The 25,740-nt window shown below is 61.1% G+C and carries 24 protein-coding genes; 16 read left to right on the plus strand and 8 right to left on the minus strand.

Features of this window, described 5'->3' with window-relative positions; translation table 11 throughout:
- Positions 1–3 precede the first annotated feature (3 nt).
- Positions 4–846, minus strand: coding sequence for a cysteine hydrolase family protein (locus CBY09_RS03395; RefSeq protein WP_094286437.1), 843 nt, complete (start codon positions 844–846; stop codon positions 4–6).
- A 176-nt stretch (positions 847–1,022) separates the two neighbouring features.
- On the opposite strand from CBY09_RS03395, the gene CBY09_RS03400 reads away from it, so the two are divergent.
- A complete protein-coding gene (locus tag CBY09_RS03400; RefSeq protein WP_094286439.1) occupies positions 1,023–1,700 on the plus strand; it encodes an NUDIX hydrolase in 678 nt (225 codons plus the stop codon).
- Positions 1,701–1,861: 161 nt separating this feature from the next.
- Positions 1,862–3,103, plus strand: coding sequence for a diguanylate cyclase (locus tag CBY09_RS03405; protein WP_094286441.1), 1,242 nt, complete (start codon positions 1,862–1,864; stop codon positions 3,101–3,103).
- 19 nt (positions 3,104–3,122) lie between these two features.
- Here the strand turns inward: CBY09_RS03405 and CBY09_RS03410 are convergent, their stop codons facing one another.
- Both CBY09_RS03410 and metK read right to left on the minus strand, forming a co-directional pair.
- Positions 3,123–3,581, minus strand: coding sequence for a hemerythrin domain-containing protein (locus CBY09_RS03410; protein WP_094286444.1), 459 nt, complete (start codon positions 3,579–3,581; stop codon positions 3,123–3,125).
- A 395-nt stretch (positions 3,582–3,976) separates the two neighbouring features.
- Positions 3,977–5,158 (minus strand): methionine adenosyltransferase, encoded by a 1,182-nt coding sequence (metK, locus tag CBY09_RS03415; RefSeq protein WP_094286446.1) that lies wholly within the window; start codon positions 5,156–5,158, stop codon positions 3,977–3,979.
- Positions 5,159–5,290: 132 nt separating this feature from the next.
- Here metK and CBY09_RS03420 point away from each other — a divergent pair, with 132 nt between their 5' ends.
- Both CBY09_RS03420 and CBY09_RS03425 read left to right on the plus strand, forming a co-directional pair.
- Positions 5,291–6,154 carry a lysophospholipid acyltransferase family protein gene (locus CBY09_RS03420; RefSeq protein WP_094286448.1) on the plus strand — a complete coding sequence of 288 codons (864 nt, stop codon included), beginning with the start codon at positions 5,291–5,293 and terminating at the stop codon, positions 6,152–6,154.
- Positions 6,151–7,017 (plus strand): lysophospholipid acyltransferase family protein, encoded by an 867-nt coding sequence (locus CBY09_RS03425; protein WP_094286450.1) that lies wholly within the window; start codon positions 6,151–6,153, stop codon positions 7,015–7,017. Before CBY09_RS03420 ends, CBY09_RS03425 begins: the two co-directional genes overlap by 4 nt.
- 113 nt (positions 7,018–7,130) lie before the next feature.
- Here the strand turns inward: CBY09_RS03425 and CBY09_RS03430 are convergent, their stop codons facing one another.
- Positions 7,131–8,039, minus strand: coding sequence for an alpha/beta fold hydrolase (locus CBY09_RS03430; RefSeq protein WP_094286452.1), 909 nt, complete (start codon positions 8,037–8,039; stop codon positions 7,131–7,133).
- Between the two features lie 48 nt (positions 8,040–8,087).
- The gene (yihA, locus tag CBY09_RS03435) at positions 8,088–8,849 is read right to left on the minus strand and encodes a ribosome biogenesis GTP-binding protein YihA/YsxC (protein WP_094286454.1); all 762 of its coding nucleotides are present in this window, start codon (positions 8,847–8,849) and stop codon (positions 8,088–8,090) included.
- Positions 8,850–8,921: 72 nt separating this feature from the next.
- Between yihA and CBY09_RS03440 the strand changes: the two genes are divergently transcribed.
- The 5 genes from CBY09_RS03440 to CBY09_RS03460 all read left to right on the plus strand — a co-directional run bounded on the left by CBY09_RS03440 (position 8,922) and on the right by CBY09_RS03460 (position 15,096).
- On the plus strand, positions 8,922–9,551 hold the full coding sequence (locus CBY09_RS03440; RefSeq protein ID WP_094286456.1) for a c-type cytochrome: 630 nt from the start codon (positions 8,922–8,924) through the stop codon (positions 9,549–9,551).
- 148 nt (positions 9,552–9,699) lie between these two features.
- Positions 9,700–11,853 (plus strand): cytochrome c biogenesis protein ResB, encoded by a 2,154-nt coding sequence (locus tag CBY09_RS03445; protein ID WP_094286458.1) that lies wholly within the window; start codon positions 9,700–9,702, stop codon positions 11,851–11,853.
- Positions 11,850–13,199, plus strand: coding sequence for a c-type cytochrome biogenesis protein CcsB (ccsB, locus tag CBY09_RS03450; protein WP_094286459.1), 1,350 nt, complete (start codon positions 11,850–11,852; stop codon positions 13,197–13,199). The genes CBY09_RS03445 and ccsB overlap by 4 nt, the downstream gene beginning before the upstream one ends.
- Before the next feature lie 146 nt (positions 13,200–13,345).
- Positions 13,346–14,350 (plus strand): protein-methionine-sulfoxide reductase catalytic subunit MsrP, encoded by a 1,005-nt coding sequence (msrP, locus tag CBY09_RS03455; protein WP_094286460.1) that lies wholly within the window; start codon positions 13,346–13,348, stop codon positions 14,348–14,350.
- A gap of 92 nt (positions 14,351–14,442) precedes the next feature.
- A complete protein-coding gene (locus CBY09_RS03460) occupies positions 14,443–15,096 on the plus strand; it encodes a protein-methionine-sulfoxide reductase heme-binding subunit MsrQ (RefSeq protein WP_094286462.1) in 654 nt (217 codons plus the stop codon).
- Positions 15,097–15,184: 88 nt separating this feature from the next.
- Here the strand turns inward: CBY09_RS03460 and CBY09_RS03465 are convergent, their stop codons facing one another.
- Positions 15,185–16,012 carry an oxygen-binding di-iron domain-containing protein gene (locus CBY09_RS03465; protein ID WP_094287955.1) on the minus strand — a complete coding sequence of 276 codons (828 nt, stop codon included), beginning with the start codon at positions 16,010–16,012 and terminating at the stop codon, positions 15,185–15,187.
- Positions 16,013–16,131: 119 nt separating this feature from the next.
- Positions 16,132–16,338, minus strand: a complete 207-nt coding sequence (gene lptM, locus CBY09_RS03470; RefSeq protein ID WP_094286464.1) for an LPS translocon maturation chaperone LptM — start codon at positions 16,336–16,338, stop codon at positions 16,132–16,134.
- Between the two features lie 12 nt (positions 16,339–16,350).
- Here lptM and cyaY point away from each other — a divergent pair, with 12 nt between their 5' ends.
- A complete protein-coding gene (gene cyaY / locus CBY09_RS03475) occupies positions 16,351–16,683 on the plus strand; it encodes an iron donor protein CyaY (protein WP_094286466.1) in 333 nt (110 codons plus the stop codon).
- Between the two features lie 145 nt (positions 16,684–16,828).
- On the opposite strand, the gene CBY09_RS03480 is transcribed toward cyaY, so the two are convergent.
- Complete coding sequence (locus tag CBY09_RS03480) at positions 16,829–19,225, minus strand: penicillin-binding protein 1A (RefSeq protein WP_094286468.1); 2,397 nt, start codon at positions 19,223–19,225, stop codon at positions 16,829–16,831.
- Positions 19,226–19,493: 268 nt separating this feature from the next.
- Here CBY09_RS03480 and CBY09_RS03485 point away from each other — a divergent pair, with 268 nt between their 5' ends.
- The 6 genes from CBY09_RS03485 to CBY09_RS23595 are packed head-to-tail and all read left to right on the plus strand — an operon-like array spanning position 19,494 to position 25,679.
- Positions 19,494–20,573 carry a pilus assembly protein PilM gene (locus CBY09_RS03485; RefSeq protein ID WP_094286470.1) on the plus strand — a complete coding sequence of 360 codons (1,080 nt, stop codon included), beginning with the start codon at positions 19,494–19,496 and terminating at the stop codon, positions 20,571–20,573.
- Positions 20,570–21,187 carry a PilN domain-containing protein gene (locus CBY09_RS03490; protein WP_094286472.1) on the plus strand — a complete coding sequence of 206 codons (618 nt, stop codon included), beginning with the start codon at positions 20,570–20,572 and terminating at the stop codon, positions 21,185–21,187. Before CBY09_RS03485 ends, CBY09_RS03490 begins: the two co-directional genes overlap by 4 nt.
- A gap of 1 nt (position 21,188) precedes the next feature.
- Positions 21,189–21,851, plus strand: coding sequence for a type IV pilus inner membrane component PilO (locus CBY09_RS03495; protein WP_094286474.1), 663 nt, complete (start codon positions 21,189–21,191; stop codon positions 21,849–21,851).
- The gene (locus CBY09_RS03500) at positions 21,848–22,393 is read left to right on the plus strand and encodes a pilus assembly protein PilP (RefSeq protein WP_094286476.1); all 546 of its coding nucleotides are present in this window, start codon (positions 21,848–21,850) and stop codon (positions 22,391–22,393) included. The genes CBY09_RS03495 and CBY09_RS03500 overlap by 4 nt, the downstream gene beginning before the upstream one ends.
- Positions 22,390–24,522 (plus strand): type IV pilus secretin PilQ, encoded by a 2,133-nt coding sequence (locus tag CBY09_RS03505; RefSeq protein ID WP_094286478.1) that lies wholly within the window; start codon positions 22,390–22,392, stop codon positions 24,520–24,522. The genes CBY09_RS03500 and CBY09_RS03505 overlap by 4 nt, the downstream gene beginning before the upstream one ends.
- Before the next feature lie 23 nt (positions 24,523–24,545).
- Positions 24,546–25,679, plus strand: a complete 1,134-nt coding sequence (locus CBY09_RS23595) for a hypothetical protein (RefSeq protein ID WP_133066231.1) — start codon at positions 24,546–24,548, stop codon at positions 25,677–25,679.
- The last annotated feature ends 61 nt before the right edge of the window (positions 25,680–25,740 follow it).

The following is a 25,740-nucleotide window of genomic DNA, read 5'->3' on the forward strand; positions in this document are numbered from 1 at the left end:
GCGCTAGAGGCCAATTTCACTCATGTTTCCCAACTGTGCGCCTGCGGCGCGCATCGCATCCAGAAACGCCTGGTGTTGTGCTTCAAATCCCGCCACGGGGCTCATGCCGTCGGTCAGCAGCACGATGCGGCTGGCCTGCCAGCCGGGCACCAGGCGCGGCAGGTGCTGCACGATGTGTTCGGTGGTCGAGCGCACGCAGTGGCTGCTGGCCTCGCCCGCAATCAGCAGCACATCGGCCTGGCCCAGCGACAGCAGCAGGGCGGTGTTGAGCGCGGTGCTGGCGTCGTCCGCATCGGGCACCTCGGCCTCGATGGCGCTGTAGTGCTCCGTCCAGGGGTTGGTGCCCTTGAACACATTGCCCACGGCGCGCTGGCGCTGCAATTGCCAGTCGCCACAGGCGGCCAGCACATCGGCGTGGATGCCGTGGCCCCAGCTGCCGATCTCGCAGTGCACAGGCCAGACCATGAGCGTGTAGCGGCCCAGGGCTTCGAGTGCGTCCAGGTAGGCCAGCGTGCGGGGCAGGGCGGCGGGGTTGCGCGGCGCGAACTCGCCCGTGCGCGCCTGGGCCGCAGTGATGGGGGTAAAGGGCTTCACTTCCGCTCCCGCACCGGTCTGCCAGAAGCCGGGGTGAGCGATATCGAAGCGCTGGTGTGAGTCGAGTGTGACCGTGATGGCGTCGAGCTGACCAGTCTGTGCCCGGATGAAGGCCGCGAGGCGCTGCATGTCTGCGTGGGCGCCCGCCACGGGCAGGCTGGGCGCGTGGCCTGCGGGGCAACGGCTGGCAGGCAGGTCGCAGAAATCGTTCTGGGGGTCGATCACCAGAAGCTGGGTGGTGCGTGTGGCCATGGTCTTTCTCCTTCGCTGTGGGTGCAGTGTAGTTTTGTTAAGTCAAGTTTGCAACTAAGTGGTTTGCAAGCGGATGTTTCGGGGCTGCAGGGCTTCGATAGTCTCGGAATGCTTTGCCGCAATCTGTCCTGGTGGTAGCCTTGTTCGTTCAACTTTGCAATGAACTACCTCGCCACATGACCTCCGACAGCATTCCCGCCGTGATCTGTACCGTGGACGTGGTGCTGCTGACCCTGGAGCAGGCCACGCTGAAGGTGGCCCTGGTGCGCCGCGAGCGCGAGCCCTTTGCCCAGGCGCTGGCGCTGCCCGGTGGTTACATCCATGCCCAGGACGATGTGGACGCACAGGCCAGCGCCGTGCGGGTGCTGCGCGATAAAGCCGGGCTGGACAGCCCTTACCTGGAGCAACTGGCCACCTTCACGGGGGCGGTGCGCGACCCGCGTGGCTGGTCGGTGGCCGTGGCCTATTGCGCCCTGGTGCCTTCTGCCGTGCTGGCGCAGGCTGCGGGGCGGGTGGAGCTGGTGGCGGTGGATGCGCTGCCGCCGCTGCCCTTTGACCACCGCCAGATCGTTGACACCGCCGTGTTGCGCGTGCGTAGCAAGAGCCAGTATTCGTCGCTGCCCGTTCACCTTTGCGCCGAGCCGTTCACGCTGCCGCAGCTGCAGGCGGTGTACGAGGCCGTGCTGGGCGAGCCGGTCAACAAGGTGAGCTTTCGCCGCAAGGTGGACGAGCTGGCCATGCTGGAGCCCGTGGTGGGCGCCTTGCAGACGGGCGGCGCGCACCGCCCCGCGCAGCTGTACCGGGTGCGCCCGGCCTACCGGCGGCAGCTGTCGCTCAGTGCCAGGGGGTTGTAGCGCGGGCTCCACACGCACAAAAGATTGGACCGCCGCGCCCAAATCTGGCACAAACGCAAACTTTGTGTCCCACGAACGGTGGGTGCGCGGCGCAGGCCAGGGGGAGCGCCGCCGCCTCGCCAATAACAAGCCAGCGCGACGCTGGTGCCTGAGGGTGATCCATGTCTTTGCGGCTCAAATTCAATCTGGTGTTGGCAGCGGTGCTGCTGCTGGCGGTGCTGGGCGCAGGCGCCTATGTGCACCGCTTTCTGCAGCAAGCGGCCATCGAGGAGGTGCAGCACAACTCGCAGATCATGATGCACGCCGCCATGGCCATCCGCGACTACACCACCGAGCTGGTCAAGCCCCACCTGGACGTGACGCTGGCCGAAAAATTCCTGCCGCAGACCGTGCCCGCCTACGCAGCGACGGAGACGCTGCGCCGCCTGCAGAGCCGCTTCCCGGGTTACGAATACAAGGAGGCGGTGCTCAACCCCACCAACCTCCGCGACCGGGCCAACGAGTGGGAAGAGCGCATCATCAGCGACTTCCGCGAAGGCCGCGCCGATCTGAAGAAAGAGGTGACCGGTGAGGTGGGCGAGGGCATGCACCGTGCCATGTACGTGGCACGGCCCATCACGATCAAGCAGGCCCAGTGCATGGCCTGCCACAGCACGCCGGCCGTGGCGCCGCCCACCATGCTCAAGGTCTATGGCGACAAGAACGGCTTTGGCTGGGGCATGAACGAGACGGTGGGCATCCAGGTGGTGAAGGTGCCCATGTACTTCCCGCTGGAGAAGGCGCGCCAGACTTTCAACACCGTGATGGCGGCGCTGGTGGCCAGCTTTGCGCTGCTGTTTGTGGTGCTCAACCTCTCGCTGTCGTCGCTGGTGATCGAGCCCATGGCGCGGCTCAACGCCAAGCTCGAAGACCTGGCGACCAAGGACTTCCTCACTGACCTGGTCAACCGCCGCCGCTTCTTCGAGCGGCTGGAGGCCGACATGGCCGAGACGCGGGTCAAGAAGAGCCAGCTGTCGGTGGTCATGTTCGACATCGACTTCTTCAAGCGCATCAACGACACCTTCGGGCATGACTCGGGCGATGTGGTGTTGAAGAACACGGCGCTGCGTGTGCGCGAGCTGCTGCGTTCGTCGGACTGTGCGGCCCGCTTTGGCGGCGAGGAATTCATCATCCTGCTCAAGGAAACCCCGGTGGATGCCGCCATGGCCATGGCCGAGGCCGTGCGGGCCCGCATCGCGGGTGTGCCGTTTGACGCCGTGGGCCATGTGAGCGCCAGCTTTGGCGTGGCCACCTGGGACCACAAGGAAGACAGCCATGCGCTCATCAAGCGCGCGGACACGGCGTTGTACAAGGCCAAGTCCAGCGGTCGCAATTGTGTGGTGCAGGCTGAAGGGGCGGCCTGAGCTTGCGAGAAGCTGCTCATCAGGCCGGAGTGGCCTTGGCGTCTTCATAGTCATCCCGGTAGCTCGCTGCCAGCGCAGTTTTCTGCTTTTCCGTCAGCAGCTTCCCGGCCATCTGGAAGAAGCGGTGTTCTTCCTCCTGCAGATGGTGTTCCACCTTGTCGGCCAGCTTCCTGGCCAGCGGCAGCCATGCGGGACTTGACGGCTCGGTCTCTTGCAGGGATTCCACCAGTTCGTCGATCTGGTGGTGCTCCGCGATCGCGTGGCGCGACAGGTCGATGCCAGCGTCGTGCGCCATCAGTGGCACATAAAAGTGGCGGTCCTCGGCCAGCGCGTGGGCGGCCAGTTCGGTCTTGAGTTCGTCAAACAGCGCGCGCCGCTCGGGGCTGTCTCCGCTGGTGTCCGTGAGCGCGGTGGACAGCGCGCGCTGGCGTTCGTGGCTTGCGCGCAAGGCTTCAAAGATCGTCGTGGTGTCGGGCATGTTGGTGGTGTCCGTTTCAGCTCTGTGGGCTGTCGCGCCGCGTGGGCTGCGACAGGGCGTGCAGAAACAATACGGACCGGCCGCGGCTGCCGCAGTCAGCAGCGGCTGGGCGCGGGTGTAGGAGAGTGCCGCCTAGGGGGATGGACCAAAAAAGAAAAAGCCGCAACGCGCGGGGCGTTGCGGCTTCTTTTCTTCATTTCCTTGGTCTGCGTTCTCATCGCTTGCGCGATATGAACTGCGTCCGAAGACCGATACCGCGCTAACGCGCGGAGGGCTTTACAGCCCGGCTGCAGAGCGAAGCGCAGCAGCCTTGTCAGTCTTTTGGCCTGCGCTCACATCGCTGCGCGATATGAGCCTGCGCCGAAAGCCGGATAAGCTCGCTTCGCTCGGGGCCTTTACAGGCCCGCTGCTGCGCGCAGCGCAGCCGCCTTGTCCGTCTTTTCCCAGCTGAACTCGGGTTCTTCGCGGCCGAAGTGGCCGTAGGCTGCGGTCTTTTCATAGATCGGGCGCAGCAGGTCCAGCATCTGGATGATGCCCTTGGGGCGCAGGTCGAAGTGCGCGCGCACCAGCTTGGCGATCTGGTCGTCCGGAATCACGCCCGTGCCTTCGGTGTAGACCGTGATGTTCATCGGCTCGGCCACGCCGATCGCGTAGGCCACCTGGATCTGGCACTGGCGGGCCAGGCCAGCGGCCACGATGTTCTTGGCCACGTAGCGGGCGGCATAGGCGGCCGAGCGGTCCACCTTCGTTGGGTCCTTGCCGCTGAACGCGCCACCGCCGTGGGGGCAGGCGCCGCCGTAGGTGTCCACAATGATCTTGCGGCCCGTGAGGCCGCAGTCGCCCTGCGGGCCGCCGATGACGAAACGGCCGGTGGGGTTGATCAGGTAGCGCGTGTTCTGCAGCCATTCCTTGGGCAGCACGGGCTTGATGATCTCTTCGATGACGGCTTCAGTGAAGCTGGCCTTCATCTTGGTCTGTGTTTCGCTCTGGTCGGGGTGGTGCTGGGTGGAGAGCACCACCGTGTCGATGCTGTGGGGCTTGCCGTCCACGTAGCGCATCGTCACCTGGCTCTTGGCATCAGGGCGCAGGAACGGCAGGCGGCCGTCCTTGCGCAGCTGGGCCTGACGCTCCACGAGGCGGTGGGCGTAGTAGATGGGCGCGGGCATCAGCTCGGGCGTTTCGTCGCAGGCGTAGCCGAACATCAGGCCCTGGTCACCGGCGCCGGTGTTCAGGTGGTCGTCGCTCGCGTGGTCCACGCCCTGGGCGATGTCGTTGCTCTGCTTGTCGTAGGCCACGAGCACGGCGCAGCCCTTGTAGTCGATGCCGTAGTCGGTGTTGTCGTAGCCGATGCGCTTGATGGTGTCGCGCGCCACCTGGATGTAGTCCACGTGGGCGTTGGTGGTGATCTCGCCCGCCAGCACGACAAGGCCGGTGTTGGTCAGCGTTTCAGCGGCGACGCGGCTGCGGGGGTCTTGTTTGAAGATCGCATCGAGAATCGCGTCCGAGATCTGGTCGGCCACCTTGTCGGGGTGGCCTTCGGAGACGGATTCCGAGGTAAAGAGAAAGTCGTTCGCCATTTGAATAAACTCCTGTGTTCCGGCATTTGGGGCGTTGCCCTCACCCCGAAGGAGATCTGGCGAACGCTTTAGCAGATTTTTTTAACGTCGCCCTGCAAGTTGCTCATTTAACTCAGCGACCCCGTTATTTTAATGCCAGTCGTCTTCCGATTCTTTTCCGCGTTTCCGCTGTGGTTGCTGCATGCCATGGGTGCTGCCATGGGCTGGGTGGCGTTTTGTGCGTCGCCCACCTACCGGCGCCGCTTTCTCGCCAATTCGGCGCTGGCGGGCTATCCGTTTAGCGCCGTGCGGGCCGCAGTGGCCCATGCCGGGCGCATGGTGGCCGAGCTGCCCCGCCTGTGGATGGGTGCCACCATGCCCTGTGCCATCACGGGCGAAGCCTGTGTGGAGCAGGCCTATGCGGCCGGGCGGGGCATCGTGTTCCTGACCCCGCACCAAGGGTGCTTCGAGCTGTCGGCCCAGGCCGCTGCGCGCCGCTGGAGTGCGGAGCGCGGCCCCATCACCGTGCTGTACCGCCCCGCGCGCCAGGCCTGGCTGGCCAAGGTGATGGAGACCGCGCGCAATCGCCCCGGCATGTTGGCCGTGCCTACCACGCTGGCGGGTGTGCGCCAGATGATCAAGGCCCTGCGCCGGGGCGAGGCCGTGGGCCTGCTGCCCGACCAGGTGCCGCCCGAGGGGCAGGGTCTGTGGGCACCGTTCTTTGGCCGCGATGCCTACACCATGACCCTGGCCGCGCGCCTGGCGCAGCAGACCGGCGCGGCCGTGGTGCTGGTGCGCTGCGAGCGCCTGCCCTGGGGGCGGGGCTACATCACACATTTCGAACCCCTGGCGCAGCCGCTGTCCGACCAGATGGACCCGGCTGTGCTGCAGATCAATCAGGCCATGGAACACCTCATCCGCCAGTGCCCCGAGCAGTACCTGTGGGGCTATGGCCGCTACAAACAGCCGCGGGGGGAAGCAGCACCGGCTGAGCCGGTTGCCGGGGGTGCCGCATGACCGGCCGCCTGGGCGTGTGGTTCATGAGCGTGCTGGCGCTGCTGCCCTTGCCGGTGTTGCGGGGCATGGGCTGGGTGCTGGGGCAGGTGGCGTACGTGTTGGTGGTGCGGCGGCGCAAGGTGGCGCTGCGCAACCTGGCGCTGTGTTTCCCCGACTGGACCGAGGCGCGCCGCCGCGCCGTGGCGCGGGCCAACTTTGTGGTGTTCTGCCAGACCTGGCTGGACCGCAGCTGGCTCTGGGCCGCGCCGCGCGCGGTGGTCGAGCAGCGCGTGCGCCTCGCGGGCGCGGTGCACGAGCTGGAGGGCGACACGCCCACAATCCTGTTCGCGCCGCATTTCTACGGCATGGACGCGGGCGGTCTGGCGCTGCCGCTGAACACGCAGCGCGCCTTCACCTCGATTTTTGCCACCCACCCCGACCCGGCGGTGGATGCCTGGTTCATGGCCGGGCGGCAGCGTTTTGGCGACGTGCGCATGCTCAACCGTGCCGATGGCGTCAAGCCCATCATCTCCAGCCTGCGCAAGGGGGGGCTGCTGTACCTGCTGCCCGACATGGACTATGGCCGCAACGACTCGCTGTTTGTGCCGTTCTATGGCGTGACGGCGGCCACCATCCCCTCGCTGTCGCGTTTTGCGCGGTTGGGGCGGGCCAAGGTGGTGGGCGTGTATTCGCGCATGACGCCCACAGGCTATGTGGCCGAGGTCTCGCCCGCCTGGGCTGATTACCCCACCGACGACGCCGAGGCCGACACCGTGCGCATGAACCGCGAGCTGCAGGCCGTGATCGACACCATGCCCGAGCAGTACTACTGGGTGCACAAGCGCTTCAAGACGCGGCCCGAGGGCGAGGATTCGGTGTACTGATTACTGATCTCTGGCAGTGGGGCCCCGCCCGGGCGGCGTGGCTTGGGTCCGTTGGTGGATCTCAGTTTGTTGACGAAAAAGGCCGATTCCGCGCGTCCTGCATGCCTTGGCAGCTATGCTTTTTGATGAATAAAGCGTTGCAACTCCAGGGCCACGCGCTCCGGGTGCTCGTGCACGATCCAGTGCGAAGCGGCTTCTATCTGTTGCAGTTGCAGCCGAGGCACCCAGCCCGGCAGCCCGTCGAGCAGCCCGGGCAGCAGGGCCGGATCGTCCATGCCCCACAGCACCAGGGTGGGCACCTCCACCGTCAGCATCGATTCGGGCAAGGTGATGGCCTGTGCGCCCGGGTCGCCATCCCGTGGCGGGCGGATGGGGCTGGCGCGGTAGTAGTTGCAGGCGCCGGTCAGGCCCTGCTTCCACAGCGCGCGGTACTGGGCGCGCACGCTGTCGGTGAGCCAGGCCGGCGCGCGGCCGTGCGGGTCGTCGAAAAAGCCGAACAGGCGGCGGAAGTCGTTGTCCGCCAGCAGCTCCTCGGCGTCCGGGCGGCACAGGAAGTGCATGTACTGGCTGCCCGCCTGTTGGGCCGGGTTGTGCGCCAGCTCGCGCACAAAGGCGCCGGGATGGGGGGAGTTGATGATCGCCAGCCGCTTCATCAGCTGCGGCTGCTGGTTGGCCAGGTTCCAGGCCACGGCGCCGCCCCAGTCGTGCGCCACCAGGCATTCCAGCGCGCCGCCGGGGCATTCGTGGGCGATCAGCGCAACCAGGTCCTGCACCAGGTGTCTGGCGCGGTAGGCCTCTACCTCGGTCGGGCTGCTGGACGGGCCAAACCCGCGCAGGTAGGGCGCCACGCAGCGGTAGCCGCCGTTTTCGGGGCGGGAGAAATGCAGCAGCAGCTCGTCCCAGATGAAGGCCCCCTCGGGAAACCCGTGCAGGAACAGCAGCACCGGGCGCCCCGCCATGCCGCTGGTGCGGCAGTGCAGGGTGATGCCATGCGGAAGGGGGACGGCGTTCTGTTGGATCATGCGTGTCTGCTATCAATTAAATAGCTTCTGGCGCATGATGGGCAAGCGCTAGAGGCTGTTTTTGTCTGAATTTTCAGGGGCGGCGTCTGCCCCGGCAGGCGGTGCATCGGCTTCGGCGGCTTCGGGCTCTGCCGCAGGGCGCACCGGGTGGGCCCACTGCCACAGCAGCTGGGCCACATCGTCCACCCCTTGTTTCTTGAGGGCCGAGAACATCTTCACCTCGCCGCCGCCCGCGTGCAGTCGCGTAATCGACAGCACCTTGGCCTGTTCGGCGCGGGTGAGCTTGTCGGCCTTGGTCAGCACCACGAGGAACTTCAGGCCTTCTTCGACGCGGGGGCGCACAACTTCCAGCAGGGCTTCATCCAGCTCGGTCAGGCCCAGGCGCGGGTCGCACAGCAGCACGATGCCGGTGAGGCTGGTGCGGCTGACCAGGTAATTCACCATCACCTGCTGCCAGCGCACCTTGTCCGAGCGCGACACTGCGGCATAGCCATAGCCGGGCAGGTCGGCAAGCACGGCGTCGGTCACGCCCTGCTTGCCCAGCGAGAACAGGTTGATGTGCTGTGTGCGGCCGGGTTTTTTGGAGGCAAACGCCAGCTGCTTTTGCTGTGTGAGCGTGTTGATGCAGGTGGATTTGCCCGCGTTGGAGCGGCCCACGAAGGCGATTTCGGGCACGTCGATGGGCGGCAGGTGGTGCAACTGGGCGGCCGTGGTCAGGAACCTGGCCGTGTGCATCCAGCCCATGGCGATCTTGGCGTCGGGTGCGGGCGGAAGGGAGCCAGCAACTGGCGCGATGGAGGAAGTCGTCATGAGAAATTGGGATGCGAGGAAGCCTCATTGTAGAATCGCGCGGTTTTGCGCACATAAACATACACCCTCGATATGAAGTTGCTCGCCTCCTTGCTGACGGCTGCCGCACTGGCAGCACCTGTTTTCTCGGCCTACGCGGCGGGCGACGCCCCCAAGGTGGCCAAGCCGGATCTCGTCAAGGGCGAGGCCAGCTTCACCGCCGTGTGTGCGGCCTGCCACAACGCCGACGGCAACTCGGCCATCGCGGCCAACCCCAAGCTGTCGCAGCAACACCCCGAGTACCTGGTCAAGCAATTGCAGGAATTCAAGTCGGGCAAGCGCAACAACGCCGTCATGAAGGGCTTTGCGGCCGCCCTGTCGGACGACGACATGCGCAACATCTCCTACTGGCTGGCCTCCAAGCCCGCCAAGGCCGGTTTCGCCAAGGACAAGGACCTGGTCGCCCTGGGCGAGCGCATCTACCGTGGCGGCATTGCCGACCGCAACATCGCTGCCTGCGCAGGCTGCCACAGCCCCAACGGTGCGGGCATCCCGGCACAGTACCCTCGTCTGGCGGGCCAGCATGCCGACTACACGGTGTCGCAGCTGAACATGTTCCGCGACGGTTCGCGCAACAACAGCCTGCAGATGACCCAGGTGGCCGCCAAGCTCAACGACAAGGAAATCAAGGCCGTCTCGGACTACATCGCCGGCCTGCGCTGATTGATCTTCGTCAAACCGGGGCCCCTTGAGGTTTTTTGAACCGGGCCGCACGGAACCTACCGCCAATAACAACCCCAAAAAGGGCGGGTCCATCTCCACGGATGGTCCCGCCCTTTTTCTTTCGCGCTTCGCAGACACCGTTTCATCCATGTCCGACAACACCCAAGGCCTTCGCATCCAGTCTGGTTCCCAGGCCTGGCGCGCCGGGATCGAACTGCTGTCCTCCATGCGGTTCGCCATCTCGCTGCTGACGGTGATCTGCATCGCCTCGGTGATCGGCACGGTGCTCAAGCAGCACGAGCCTGCGGTCAACTACGTCAACCAGTTCGGGCCGTTCTGGGCCGAGCTGTTTGGCGCCATCCAGCTCAACGCGGTGTACAGCGCATGGTGGTTCCTGCTGATCCTCGCGTTCCTGGTGATCAGCACTTCGCTGTGCATTGCTCGCAACACGCCCAAGATCCTGGTGGACCTCAAGGCCTACAAGGAAAACATCCGCGAACAAAGCCTCAAGGCCTTCCACCACAAAGCACAGGCTGACCTGCCCGAATCGGCCGAGGCCGAGGCACGCCGCATCGGCACCCTGCTGGCCGGTGGGGGCTGGAAGGTGCGCTTGCAGCAGCGCGACACCGCCGCAGGCCCCGGCACGGGCTGGATGGTGGCGGCCAAGGCGGGTGCGGCCAACAAGATCGGCTACATCGCGGCGCACAGTGCCATCGTGCTGGTGTGCGTGGGTGGCCTGCTCGACGGCGACCTCATCGTGCGCGCCCAGATGCTGCTGGGCGGCAAGACGCCCTACCAGGGCGGTGGGCTGATTGCTGATGTGAAGCCCGAGCACCGGCTGTCCGAGCGCAACCCTACCTTCCGGGGCAACCTGCTGGTGGCCGAGGGCACGCAGTCGAGCACGGCCATCCTGAACCAGTCCGACGGCGTGCTGCTGCAGGACCTGCCCTTCGCCATCGAACTCAAGAAGTTCATCGTGGAGCATTACTCCACCGGCATGCCCAAGCTGTTTGCCAGCGAGATCGTGATCCACGACAAGGCCACGGGCGAGAAGACACCCGCGCGTGTCGAGGTGAACCACCCCGCGAGCTACAAAGGCATCGAGATCTACCAGTCGAGCTTTGACGACGGGGGCTCGCACCTCAAACTGCGTGCCGCACCCATGGTGGCGGGGGCAAAGCCGTTTGACGTGGAAGGTGTGGTGGGCGGCTCCACCCAGCTCACCAACAAGGGTGGCGGTCCGGGCAGCGACACGCTGACGCTGGAGTTCACGGCGCTGCGTACCATCAACGTCGAGAACTTCGGCGGTGCGGGCCCTGGCAGCAGCGGCGCCGATGTGCGCAAGGTGGACCTGCGCGAATCGGTGGAGTCCCGCCTGGGGGCTGCCAACAAGACCGTGACCAAAAAAGAGCTGCGCAACGTGGGCCCGAGCGTGACCTACAAGCTGCGCGACGCCGCCGGCCAGGCGCGTGAGTTTCACAACTACATGCTGCCGGTGGACACGGGCGATGGTGTGCCAGTGTTCCTGCTGGGCGTGCGCGAATCGCCTGCCGACCCCTTCCGCTACCTGCGCGTGCCCGCAGACGACAACGGCAGCATGGACGGGTTCCTGCGCATGAAGGCCCTGCTGGCCGACCCCGATGCGCGCGAGCAGGCCGTGCGCCGCTATGTGTCCCAGGCCATGGATTCGTCGCGCCCCGAGCTGGCCGAGCAGTTGCGCCTTTCGGCATCCCGCGCGCTGGCGCTGTTTGCGGGCCAGGGCATGGTCGATGGCAAGCCCACGGGCGGCCTGCAGGCGGTGTCGGACTTCATGGAAGCCAATGTGCCCGAGGCCGAGCGTGCGCGGGCGGGCGAGGTGCTGGTGCGCATCCTCAATGGCACACTGTTCGAGGTGGCCCAGCTCGCGCGCAAGCAGGCGGGCCAGGCGCCGCTGCAGCACGATGACCGCACCCAGGGCTTCATGACGCAGGCCGTGCTCTCGCTGTCAGACGCGCAGATCTACCCTGCGCCGCTGGCGTTCGAACTCAAGGACTTCACCCAGGTGCAGGCCAGCGTGTTCCAGGTGGCCCGCGCCCCTGGCAAGAACATTGTCTATCTGGGCTGCGCCTTGCTGATCCTGGGCATTTTTGCCATGCTGTACGTGCGGGAGCGGCGCGTATGGGTGTGGGTGGCCCCCCAGGAAGGGCGTACCCACGCCACCATGGCGCTGTCCACCAACCGCAAGACGCTGGACAGTGACCAGGAGTTTGCACAGCTCGCACACAAACTGATCGGGGCCTCGCCCCGCGAAGGTACTGCATGAACACCGCGACCTCTTCTTCGAACACCACGACGATCACCCTGAACGAGGGCTTCTTTGCCCGCCGCAACTGGCTGGACTGGCTGTTTGCTGCCATCGTGACCGTGGGAGGGCTCTATGCGCTGCAGCGCTACGGCAGCTTCATGGACGGGTACGAAAAAGGCATCCTGCTCGGGACCATTCCCTGCACGATCTGGCTGTGCTGGTTCTGGCGCCCGCTGCGGGTGCTGCTGCTCGTTGTGGCGGCCGTGGCCCTGATGGCGATCGGGCTGTACCAGCAGGACGGGGCGGGCAACCTGGCGCGGGCCGATACGGTGTTCGGCCTCAAGTATTTCCTCTCCAGCCAGTCGGCCATCCTGTGGATGAGCATGCTGTTTTTCATCAGCACCGCGTTCTACTGGATCGGCATGTTCTCGCGCGGCGAGGGCCGCACCATGGGCATGCTGGGCTCGCGCATCGCCTGGGTGGCGGTGGCCATGGCGCTCATCGGCACGCTGGTGCGCTGGTACGAAAGCTATCTCATCGGGCCCGACATCGGCCACATCCCGGTGAGCAATTTGTATGAGGTGTTCGTGCTGTTCTGCTGGATGACGGCAGCGTTCTACCTCTACTACGAAGAGCAGTACGACACGCGCGCGCTGGGCGGTTTTGTGATGCTGGTGGTGAGTGCGGCTGTGGGCTTCTTGCTCTGGTACACCGTGGTGCGCGAGGCGCATGAGATCCAGCCCCTGGTGCCTGCCCTCAAGAGCTGGTGGATGAAGCTGCATGTGCCCGCCAACTTCATCGGCTATGGCACCTTTGCGCTGGCGGCCATGGTGGCCTTTGCCTACCTGATCAAGCAGCAGGCCGCCGAAACCCGCTGGTACAAGCTGGCGCCGCTGTGGCTGCTGGGCGTGGTGCTGTGTTTCGAGCCCATCGTGTTCCGCCAGGGCGCGACCGAGAATGGCGGCAGCTATTGGATGGTGTACTTCGGCATCTCCGCGCTCATCGTTGCGGGCATTCTGCTGGGCCGCAAGCGCATCGCGGCGCGCCTGCCTTCGTTCGAGATCCTGGACGACGTGATGTACAAGTCCATCGCCGTGGGCTTTGCGTTCTTCACCATCGCCACTGTGCTGGGTGCCCTGTGGGCGGCCGAGGCCTGGGGCGGCTACTGGAGCTGGGATCCGAAGGAGACCTGGGCGCTGATCGTTTGGCTCAACTACGCCGCCTGGCTGCACATGCGGCTCATGAAGGGCCTGCGGGGCACGGTGTCCGCCTGGTGGGCGCTGGTGGGGCTGGCGGTCACCACCTTCGCGTTCCTGGGGGTGAACATGTTCCTGAGCGGCCTGCACAGCTACGGCACGTTGTGATGGGGTGAGGGCCCGGTCGGGCATTGGCGCAGGCGTCGGCAACTATTGTGTCGTCGGTGTAACCTGCGCGGTCCAGGGAACGAACTAACAGTTGTGCTGCTCTACCGCTGCAGCTGTTTCCACCAGACCACGACCGGAGCCTCCCCATGCTGATCCCCCCGCGCGATTCGGGTTTCAACCACCCCCACCCCTCCGAAATCACGCCCCGCGCGGTCTACGAAGAACGCCGCCAGATGCTCAAGCTCATGGCAGGCGGCGCGGCAGGTGCCGCGATGGCGGCCTGGGCAGGCCGCGAGGCGCTGGCGCAGCAAGCCCAGGTGGTGCGGCCCAACAAACTGGCTGCGCTGGCGGGTGCCAAGTCCACCGTGGCGGGCGCGGCCACGATGGAAAAGCTCACCGACTACAAAGACGCGAGCACCTATAACAACTTCTACGAATTCGGCACCGACAAGGCCGACCCGGCGCGCAACGCCCACACGCTCAAGACCAGCCCCTGGACGGTGGACGTGGAAGGGCTGGTCAAGAAGCCCGGCAAGTACGGCATCGAAGACCTGATCAAGCTCAGCGCGCAGGAGGAGCGCATTTACCGGCTGCGCTGCGTGGAGGGTTGGTCCATGGTCATCCCCTGGGTGGGTTATTCGCTGGCGGAACTCATCAAGCGCGTGGAGCCGCAGGGCAGCGCCAAGTACGTGGAGTTCGTGACCCTGGCCGACAAGGCGACCATGCCCTTCGTCGGTTCGCGTGTGCTCGACTGGCCCTATGTGGAAGGCCTGCGCCTGGACGAGGCCATGCATCCGCTCACACTGCTCGCATTTGGCATGTATGGCGAGGTGCTGCCCAACCAGAACGGAGCGCCGGTGCGCCTGGTGGTGCCCTGGAAGTACGGTTTCAAGAGCGCCAAGAGCATCGTCAAGATCCGCTTCGTCGAGAAGGAGCCCGGCACCGCCTGGAACAAGGCGGCCAAGCAGGAATATGGCTTCTATTCGAACGTGAACCCCGAGGTGGACCACCCGCGCTGGAGCCAGGCCACCGAGCGGCGTATTGGTGAAGACGGCTTGTTCGCCAAGAAGCGCAAGACGTTGATGTTCAACGGCTACGAAGCCCAGGTCGGTCAGCTCTACGCGGGCATGGACCTCAAGAAGTTCTACTGATCCCTGGTGACTGCCTGACGTTCTCTGGGCCCTGTCTTCTGGCCCGGCCTTCCGACTGGGGGCTGCGGCCTCCAGAACAGGCACCGATCCCCATGCGCAAACTCCTGCTCCATCCCGCCGCCAAACCCCTGGTGTTTGTGCTGTGCCTGTTTCCCCTGGTCTGGCTGGTGGTGGCCACTGCCACCAACCAGATGGGCGCCAACCCTGCAGAGGCCCTGATCCGCGCCACGGGCGACTGGACGCTGCGAGCGCTGTGCCTGGTGCTGGCCGTCACGCCGCTGCGCGTGCTCACGGCCACGCCGCAGCTGGCGCGGTTTCGGCGCATGCTGGGCCTGTTCGTGTTTTTCTACGGAGTGCTGCACCTGCTGAGCTATGCCTGGTTTGACATGGGTTTTGACCTGGCAGACATCCTGCGCGACATCGCCAAGCGGCCGTTCATCCTGGTCGGATCGCTGGCACTGCTGCTGCTGGCGCTGCTGGCGGGCACCTCGTTCAACCGGGCCATCAAGGCGCTGGGGGGCAAGCGCTGGCAGGCGCTGCACCGCGCGGTCTACGCGGTGGCGGGTTTGGCCATCCTGCACTTCTTCTGGATGCGTGCCGGGAAGAACGATTTTGCTGAAGTGGCGCTGTACGCCGCCATCCTTGCGGTGCTGCTGGGCTGGCGTGTCTGGCACCGCTGGCGCAGGCCGCAGCCCGGCTTGGCCACCACCCCGCGCGAGCGTGGCACTCCAGCGCGCCTGCCTTAGCGCTGTGGATCGTTTGCTATATATTTAATAGCTATCTTCGCTTGCCCAGTGCGCGGAGACGACCATTTTTCCTTGTAATGCAACAGCTTTATGCGTTCACGGCCCGCAGCGCCGGGCGCATCTGCCGGGTCACGGGGTCGATGTAGGCTGTGGGGATCTGGTAGGCCCGGTCATCAAACAGGTCAATGCCACACATCAGGTTCTCGATCCATTCAAAGAAGTCGTTGATGGCTTCCTTGCCCATGATGGGGGCGCCATGCTGCGGCACCAGCATGGCAATGTCGAGCTGGCGGGCCATGCGTGCCCACAGGCGCAGGATCTTGTTGGACACCATGTAGCGGCGGTGGAAGCCCTCCATGCGAGGAATGTGCGCCTTGAGGTCGGTCACCGGCACACGGGCCTCGGCGCCCGACATCATCGACACGCCCAGGTCACCCGTGAACAGGATGCGGCTGACCGGATCGTAGAAGTGGAAGTTGCCTTCGGAATGCATGAAGTGCGCAGGCAGCAGCACCAACTCGTGGCGGCCCAGGGGCAGGTGGCCGCCGCCATCGGGCACGCCGATCACGCGGTTCTCGGTCTTGCCCACCTTGGTGAAGTGCGGCGCAAAGCGCTCCCACACGCGCGAGATCACCAGGTTGGCCTTGGTGCTCGTCATCCAGCGGTCGAGCGAGGCAATGATGTCCGGGTCGGCGTGCGAGGCGATCAGGTACGACAGCTTGTGGGGCGGGAAGTGTTTGGTCATTCCCATGAACAGTTCGTTGAAGGCGAGGTTGCCGCCCGGGTCGATGATGGCGCCCGTGTCGTCGTCAACGATCAAAAACTGATTGGCCTGCACGGCCTGGCCGTCCTCCTCGATGAGGTCGGTGAACATCAGGCAAGCGTGATTCTTGTCGCGGTAGAGTTCCAGGGCCATGGCCATCCTGCGGTGCAATAAAGCGCAGACTGTACGAGTGCCCCTAGGGTTTGTACTTGATCGAAATCAAGCGGCGCTGCATTGGCGCCTCATGGCGGCGGAGCGTTGCACCAGTTGCGTCAGCGGGGAGCAGAGGCTGCGGCAGCAGGCGCCTGCACTGTGCCCGCGCCGCTGCTGGGCGTGAGTGTTTCCGGCAGCGTGGCGCGCTGGCCTGCAGCGGGCCCTGTCGGCAGGTACAAGGGCCCCCGCTGTCCGCAGCCAAGCAGGGCTGCCGCACTGGCAGCAAGGACAAGTGTCCTGACTAGAATTTGGGGAGCTTTCAACATGCGCAAATTGTAATGACCGACCTCGAATTCATGGACCACGCCGAACAACTGCTGCTTGCCGTCGAGCGCAGCTGTGATCGCATCAACGACACCACGGATGCCGATGTGGATGCTCAGCGGTCGGGGGGGATGGTGACGCTGACTTTTCCCAACCGCAGCCAGATCGTTGTCAACCTGCAAAAGCCTCTGCACGAGGTCTGGATGGCGGCCCGTTCGGGGGGGTATCACTACCGGTTTGACGGCAGTGCATGGCAGGACACCAAAGGCGCGGGCGAATTCTTCGCGTGCCTGAGCTGGGACGCCACCCAGCAGTCCGGGTTGCCTCTGCAGTTTGCCGCCCTGTAGGCGACAGCCCCGTCCAAGTGACCGACGCCCCGTGAAGCGTCGGTCGGGTGCCGGGTAGACACCCGCCTCTTGTTCTCCTGGTTTGGGCGGGAGAGTGCTCTGGGCTCCACAGCATCAACGCAGCCGTTGCGCAGGAGGCGCTCCGTCAGTTGCGGAACAGGTCGAGGATGCGGCTGCGCTCTTCAGAAGGCGGTGGCGCCTGGGGGGTGACCGCCGGTGATGTGGAGCGCTGGTCTTCCAGTCCCACGCTCGACACGCCTGCGCTGCGGGCGTACTCGTCATAGAACCACTCGCCACCCACATTGACCACCCCTGCAGGCACGGTGGGCTCCATCACGGGGACGCCCTTGAGGGCGCGCTCCATGAAGCTGATCCACACGGGCAGGCTGAGTCCGCCCCCCGTTTCACGGCTGCCCAGGTTGCGGGGCGTGTCGTAGCCGATCCAGGTGACGGCTGCGATGGTGGGCTGGTAGCCAGCAAACCATGCGTCCACCGAGTCGTTGGTGGTGCCGGTTTTGCCGTACAGGTCCGGGCGTTTGAGAGTTGCCTGGGCACGGGCAGCCGTCCCGGTGCGGGTGACTTCCTGCAGCAGGCTGTTCATCAGAAAGGCATTGCGGGCTTCGATGGCCCGAGGCTGTTCACTGGTCACCGGCGGTGTGGTCTCGGAAATCACCCGGCCCTTGTGGTCCGTGACTTTGGTGATCAGCCAGGGGTTCACGCGATAGCCCCCATTGGCAAACACCGAGTAGGCGGCCGCCATCTGCAGCGGTGTGACGGAGCCTGCTCCCAGCGCCATGGTCAGGTAGGCGGGGTGCTTTTCAGGATCAAAGCCGAAACGCCCCACCCACTCCTGTGCTGTCTTGGGGCCTACGGCCTGCAGGATGCGGATCGAGATCATGTTCTTGGACTTGGCCAGGCCCGTGCGCATGCTCATGGGGCCGTCGTACTTGCCGTCGTAGTTCTTGGGCTCCCAGGGCTGGCCGCCGGTCACACCGGCATCAAAGAACAGCGGCGCGTCGTTGATGACAGTGGCCGGAGTGAAGCCTTTTTCAAGGGCGGCGGAGTAGATGAACGGCTTGAAGCTGGAGCCCGGCTGGCGCCACGCCTGCGCGGCATGGTTGAACTTGTTCTTGTCGAAGTCGAATCCCCCCACCAGCGCACGGATGGAGCCGTTGCGAGGGTCCAGGGCTACAAAGGCACCTTCGACTTCAGGCAGTTGCGTGATCTCCCAGGCGCCCTTGGGCGTCTTGACCACGCGTATCACGGCGCCTCGGCGGATCTTGATGTTGGGCGGGGCCTTGTCGCTGAGTCCGGACTGCGCGGGCTTGAGGCCATCGCCAGTGATTTCCAGTGTGTCCCCGTTGGCGCGCGCTGCAACGATTTTGCGCGGCGTGGCCTCCAGCACCACGGCCGAGAGCACGTCGCCGTTGTCCGGGTGGTTGGCCAGAGCGTCGTCAATCGCATCCTCGACTTCTTGCGGTGCAGTAGGCAAAGCCACGAATTTTTCGGGGCCTCGGTACTGCTGGCGCCGCTCATAGTCCATGATCCCTCGGCGCAAAGCGCTGTAAGCGGCTTCCTGTTCGGCGGCATTCAGCGTGGTGTACACGTTCAGGCCGCGTGTGTAGGCCTCATTGCCGTACTGCGTGAAGATCAGTTGGCGGGCCATCTCGGCCACGTACTCCGCATGCACCCGCGTGTTGTCGGGGCCGGTACGGATCTTCAACTCTTCCTTCTTGGCTTCGGCGGCCTGCTGCGCGGTGATGAAGCCGTTCTCTTCCATCCGCTCAATGATGTACTGCTGGCGGACCCGGGCCCGTTTGGGATTGCTGATGGGGTTGTAGGCCGAGGGGGCCTTGGGCAATCCTGCCAACATCGCGGCTTCTGCAATGGACAGTGATTTCAGCGGTTTGCCAAAATAGGCCTCGGAGGCGGCGGCAAAACCATAAGCTCGATTGCCCAAGAAAATCTGATTCATGTAAATCTCAAGAATCTGATCCTTGGTCAGTAAGTGCTCTAGTTTGAATGTCAGTAAGATTTCGTAAATTTTGCGGGTAAATGTTTTTTCTGACGACAGATAAACATTGCGGGCCACCTGCATTGTGATAGTCGATGCCCCTTGGCTTTTCACGCGGCCCAAATTGGCAAGGCCTGCGCGCACCACACCTTTGTAGTCCACGCCGCCATGTTGGAAGAAGCGAGCATCCTCAATGGCCAAAACGGCGTCTTTCATCACTTTCGGGATGTCTTCGATCGGCGTGAGGTTTCTGCGCTCCTCACCAAACTCACCCAGCAAGGCCCCTTCAGCAGAATAGACGCGCAACGGCAGCTTGGGCCGGTAGTCGGCCAGGTCCGAAATGTCGGGAAGGTTGGGGTAGGCCACGGCGAGCGCCACCGCGATGATCAGTGCGAGCCCGACCGCCGCAGCCGCCGCCAACCCGGTCATCCACAGCGTGATGCGAAGAAGCCAGCGAAGCCAGGTGGAGCGGGTGCGGGTGGAGGCTGTGTCCGACTTGTCGGACGACTTCGAGGGGGAGGGCGGCATATCGCTCCGAAAGGGTAAGGCAGTCCATTATAAAAATGTCTGCCCTGGCTTCCCTTGAATCTCAAATCCAGGCGATTCCGGTGCCGCCGAAAGGCGCATGATCCTTGTCGAACGGTATTGCCGAACCCCGAAATTTCGTCTGCTTTTGGCAACGCTCCGCAGGCGTTACAACGGGAAAAATCTTTGCTGGAGAACTATCTTACTGATAGCATTCATGTGAAGTGTTAAGTTTTGTTGCCTCATTTTGGCAAGTTACAGGGGACCAATCTTGATCTCAATGGGGTCTTTGTTCAGTCGCCAGTCTGCTCCGCTGCTGGGAATCGACATCAGTTCTTCCAGTGTCAAGCTGGTGGAGTTGGGGCGTGATAAGGCAGGCGGTCTGGTTCTAGAGCGTTGCGCCATCGAGCCGCTGGAGCGCGGCTGGATCACGGACGGCAACATCGAAAAATTCGACGAAGTCGCTGACGCGCTGCGCCGACTCGTCAAGAAGAGCGGAACGAGGACAAAAAACGTCGCTCTGGCGCTGCCGCCATCTGCTGTCATTACCAAAAAGATCACGCTTCCGGGCGGCATGACCGAGCAGGAGCTTGAGGTTCAGGTCGAATCCGAAGCCAATCAGTACATTCCTTTCTCGCTCGACGAAGTGAGTCTGGATTTTTGCGTGATCGGGCCCAGCAAGAATGCGCCTGGTGATGTAGACGTACTCATCGCCGCTTCACGGCGCGAAAAAGTCCAGGACAGGCAAGGCCTGGCAGAGGCTGCGGGCTTGAAGCCTGTGGTGGTCGATATCGAGTCCCACGCGTCGCGTTTGGCTGCGGGGCGTTTGATTGAAGCGCTCCCTAATAAAGGCGTTGATGCCATGGTGGCCTTGTTCGAGGTGGGCGCGCTGACTACCAGCATGCAGGTCATCCGGAACGAGGAGGTCTTGTATGACCGGGACCAGGCTTTTGGCGGGGCTCAACTGACGCAATTGATCGTGCGTCAATATGGCTTCTCGGTGGAAGAAGCCGAAGGTAAGAAACGCAACGGCGATCTTCCTGAAGACTATCAGTCGGCCGTTCTTCGTCCTTTCGTCGATAGCATGGCCCAAGAAATTGGCCGTGCATTGCAGTTCTTCTTCACCAGTACGCCACACAACCGTGTTGATCACATCATGCTCGCGGGGGGGTCGGCGCCTTTGCCGGGGCTCACGGAGGCAGTTACTCAGCAGACGGGGTTTGCCTGCAGTGCGGTCAATCCATTCGACGGGATGGAGATAGGAAGTTCCGTTCGGCTCAAAAAGATGGTGCGTGAAGCCCCATCCTATTTGACCTCTTGCGGCTTGGCTATGCGGAGGTTCCTGCAGTGATTCTGATTAACTTACTTCCCCACCGAGAGGAGGCGCGGAAGCGCCGCAAAGAGGCCTTCCAGGCCACCATGTTTGCGTCGTTCCTCCTTGGTTTGGTGATAGCTGGGGCTATTTATTGGTGGTTCCAGATGATGATTGCCGACCAGCAGGCCAAAAATAGTTTCCTGCAACAGGAAATTAAGATTCTTGAAGGGCAGATTAAGGAAATCGCGTCTATCGAAGATGAAATCGCAGCCCTGCGCGCGCGCCAAAAGGCTGTTGAGGATCTTCAGTCGGATAGAAATTTGCCAGTCCATCTTTTGACGGAACTCGTTAATCAGATTCCGGACGGTGTTTACATCACTGCAATTAGGCAGAGCGGGCAAACAATCGCCATGCAGGGGATGGCTCAGTCGAATGAGCGGATATCCGAATTGCTGCGAAATCTGGCTAGTAATACCCCCTGGCTGGCTAAGCCAGAGCTTGGTGAGATCACTGCAAGTACGGTCTCGCTGAGTCAGCGTGATCAACGGAGGGTATCCTCGTTTAATTTGAGGTTTCAATTAGTGCGTGCGAGTGAAGCCCAAAAGGTGATGGCTGCGGCGAGTGCTGCTGCGTCGTCGGGAGGTAAGTAGTATGGCTAATAAGAAGGAAAAATCGGTTAGCTTTGCACAGCGGATGGACTCGGTTCAGCGGCAATTCAAAAACTTAGATGCTAAAGACCCATCGTTGTGGCCAGTTTTGCCTAAAAGTCTCCTGTGTCTTTTTATTGCAGGTGCGGTGGCTATTGTTGCTTGGTTTGCATTTTTGAAAGACTTTGAAGTCGAGTTGGATGGTGAGCGAAGCAAAGAGGTTGCGTTGCGAACGGATTACCAGAAAAAACTGGTGAAGGCGGTGAGCCTGGATGCGTTAAAAAAGCAGAGGGAGCAGATCCAGCAATACGTTATTCAGTTGGAAAAGCAATTGCCCAGTAAGGCTGAAATGGCTGCGTTGTTGTCGGACATCAATCAGGCCGGATTGGGGCGAAGTTTGCAGTTTGAACTCTTTAGACCCGGGCAGGTCGTTGCGAAAGACTACTATGCTGAATTGCCTATATCCATTCGTGTGACGGGTAAGTACCATGATATTGGTGCTTTCGCATCAGATATCGCTCACCTTTCACGTATTGTGACGCTGAATAATTTGACGCTAGTACCTGGTACTCGTGATGCATTGAGTATGGAGGCTACTGCTCGCACTTTTAGATATCTGGACCCTGAAGAGGTGCAGGCTCAGAAGCGGGCGGGAGGGGCTAAATGAGAATATTAACGCGGAGTCTGCTCGGTATTCTGCCTGTTTTGGCGCTGGCTGGTTGTCTTCCGTCAGGTGAGGATGAATTGCGCGTGTGGATGGCCGAACAGCGAGCCAATACGAAACCTACGGTTACGCCTTTGACTGAGCCGAAAAAATTCGTTCCGGAATCCTATTTGCAGGGGGGGGGGGTTGAGCCATTCAATCAGGTGAAGCTGACCCAGGCATTGCGGCGAGATTCAACGCAAGTCGCCTCTAATGCTGCGCTTATCGCTCCTGAGATGACTCGACGCAAAGAGCCTCTTGAATCGTTTCCCTTGGATGCTATGGCGATGGTGGGGAGTCTTAACAAAACAGGGACTCTTACAGCCTTGCTGAAGGTCGACAATCTTATCTATCAAGTAAGAGTTGGAGGCTATTTGGGACAAAACTATGGAAAAATCGTTGGAATAACGGAAACTTCAATTCAACTGCGTGAAATCGCGCAAGATGCAACTGGGGATTGGATAGAGCGCTCGGTATCGCTTGATTTGCAAGAGGGGAAAAAATGAAACATCATAATGGCTTTTTTGTGAATCGTTACCGCAGTGTTGCTGTAGGCGTTTCTATTGCGATTATGTCCGTGAGTGCCGCAGCCCAGGGCGTTATCAATGCGATTTCTGCAAGCGTGCAGGGTGGCGTTGAAGTTTTGAAGATTGATTTTGATCAGTCTCCTGTGACAGCTCCTACAGGGTTTGCAACGCAATCGCCTGCGCGTGTGGCTCTAGATTTTCATGGTGTTGGTAACGCGACTGGAAAATCAGCCTACGAAGTTAATCTTGGTAATCTTAAGTCGGTGAATGTGGTTCAAGCGGGGGAGCGGTCGCGAATTGTCTTGAATCTTAAAGCTGCAACTTCCTATCGAACTGAGATCCAAGGTAAAGCTTTGGTTGTGTCGTTGGATCCCGTAGCAGGGGCGGGGGGGGGGGCTTCCTCTGTTATTCATTTTTCAGATGCGCAGAACGGCGATGTTTTGCCATTGAGGGATGTCGATTTTCGACGTGGCGCCGATGGCTCGGGCAGGATTGTCGTTAATTTGCCGAGTAATCAGGTGGGGGTAGATTTGCAGCAGCAGTCCAGAGGGATAGCTGTTGAATTCATGCGTTCATCGCTCCCCGAAGGATTGAGGCGGCGTCTTGATGTCACTGATTTTGGTACCCCTGTACAGACGGTCACAACCACTCAAGTTGGTGAGCGTGTTCGCATGCTTATTGAATCGGTGGGAGATTGGGAGCATAGCGCCTACCAAAGCGACAGCCAGTTTGTAATAGAAGTGCGGCAAAAGAAGGTCGATCTTAGTAAACTAACGCAAGGGCCTGGCTATTCTGGTGAAAAGCTCTCGTTGAATTTTCAAAATATCGAAGTTCGCTCACTTCTTCAGGTGATAGCGGATTTTACAAATTTCAACATCGTAACTTCTGATACTGTCTCCGGGGCCCTTACCCTGCGGCTCAAGGATGTACCTTGGGATCAGGCGCTCCAAATAATTATGGATGCTAAGGGGCTTGGGATGAAAAAGACGGGATCAGTCCTATGGATTGCTCCCAAGGATGAGATTGATGCGCGTACGAAAAAAGATTTTGAAGCCGCACAGGCAATTCAAAAATTAGAGCCACTGAAGACGCAGGCCTATCAATTAAACTATGCTAAGGCCGCAGATATTTTGACGCAACTCACTACCTCGGCGTCTGGCAGTGGTGGGGTTGGTACCCGCTTTCTATCAGAGCGTGGTAGTGCAATCTCAGAACCGCGAACCAATCAATTGTTTGTGACTGATACTCCTAGTAAGCTGGAAGAGGTTCGGCTTCTGCTCGCGAGTCTGGATGTTGCTGTTCGGCAGGTTTTGATTGAAGCCCGCATTGTGGAAGCGCGAGATTCGTTTGGGCGCTCTTTGGGTGTGCGTCTTGGGGGCTCGGATCTCCGTGCGAATCGTGGAGGAGATGGTGGGTATGGTCTTGGTGGTAACAATCGCGTTGCTTTTGGGACATCGTACAGTGATGCTGTCGCGTCTAGTGGAGCGGGTGGTACTACAAGCACTAATGGAAATTTTGTAAACCTTCCAGCTAGTCTTTCGAATGTCAGCAGCGTCGGTAGTTTTGCGCTCTCTATATTTAATTCGGCTGCGAATAGATTTCTCACTTTAGAGTTGTCTGCCATGGAGGCTGATGGTAAGGGGCGTATAGTCTCGAGCCCGCGAATTATTACGGCTGATCAAACGAAGGCGCTTATTGAACAGGGTACTGAATACCCATACTCGATAACTGCTCCTAATGGTGCGACTAGTTTGGCCTTTAAGAAGGCGGTTCTGAAATTGGAAGTCACACCCCAGATTACTCCTGAAGGCAATATAATATTGGACCTTGATATAAATAAGGATAGTCGAGGAGAGACGACGACGCAAGGGGTCGCCATTGATACAAAGCATGTCAAAACACAGATTCTTATCGAAAATGGTGGAACTGTTGTGATTGGTGGGATTTTTGAAATGGAGGAGACCAATCAAGAGAATAAAATCCCTCTGATTGGAGATGTTCCTGTTGTCGGTAACCTTTTTAAGAGTCGGACTAAAGAATCAACGAAGCGTGAAATGTTGGTATTTATCACGCCAAAAGTGATTTCTGATAGCGGGCTAAAGAAGTAGATTGTGAACTTTGGGGAGTAGTTATGAGATATTTTGTTAAAGCTTTATATGCGGCGATTGCATTTTCTGTTATCGCTGCATGTGGTGGTGGCGGTGGTGGTGGTGGGACGCCGAATGGCCCTTCAGCTACCCTGAGGGTGTATCCTCCAGTGGACACGATCAGTTTGCCGGTTGGTGCGAGCGGTTCCACGGGTATTGAGGTTCGCGGCGGAAAAGCTCCTTATGGGGTCATTAGCTCTGACGCATCTGTCAGCGCAGGCTTGTCTACAGATGGTATTTTATATATTGCAGGCAATAGTGATGGAACTTCTACAGTAACGGTTTATGATGAAAGTTTGCCGGTCCAGCAGGTCAAAATTACAGTAACTGCTAAAGCGGTTCCGTTGGCGAGTAGTGCTGGGACCTCTATCACGCTGCGGCCCAATCAATCGTTGCAGTTCAATGTGCGTGGAGGTGTTGCTCCTTATTCTGTGAATAGTTCTGACACTAGTATTGCCAGCGCATCGATTTCGGGCTCTACGGTTACTGTCACGGGACAGCCTAAGGCGGGTACCATTACGCTGGTTGTGACTGATGCGACTGGAGTCACTCTCAATGTTTCTGTCACGGTCCAGGTGGGTACTTTGGCCACGTCTCCAACTAGTATCACTGGGGCTGCAGGAACGTCTAACACGATTGCCATCAATGGTGGGATTGCGCCATATTCGGTGAGTTCCAGCAACACCGCTGTGGCAAGTGCTTCTGTATCCGGATCTTCTGTTTCGGTGGGCTTGTTGTCGCAAGGATCTTCCAACATTGCAATCACCGATGCGGCTGGACAGACTGTTGTTGTTGCTGTCACGGTAACTTCCAATGTTCTGCAAGTTTCTCCTGCAAATCAAACGGTTAACGAACGGAGTGCAACCGCAACTACGGTAACTTACTTGATTGCCGGTGGTACTGCGCCTTACACGCCTTTGATCAGCCCCGCTGACGCGGTGCACGCCACTGCAGTAATTGCTGCGAATACCATGACTGTGACTGTTCCGATTTCTGCGGTAGGAGTTCGTTGCGTGACTGCAGATAAGGTGATTCCAATTGATGTTTATGATTCGAAGTTGGTAAAACAAACGGTATCGCTCACCATTAAAGATGATAGTGCTGTTGCTTGCCCTTGAAGAGTGAGCTTGCTAGAAGGAGAGACCAATCTTAATTGGTCTCTCCTTTTTCTGTTTTTGC

This window comes from Acidovorax kalamii, from assembly GCF_002245625.1.
GTDB lineage: Bacteria > Pseudomonadota > Gammaproteobacteria > Burkholderiales > Burkholderiaceae_C > Acidovorax > Acidovorax kalamii.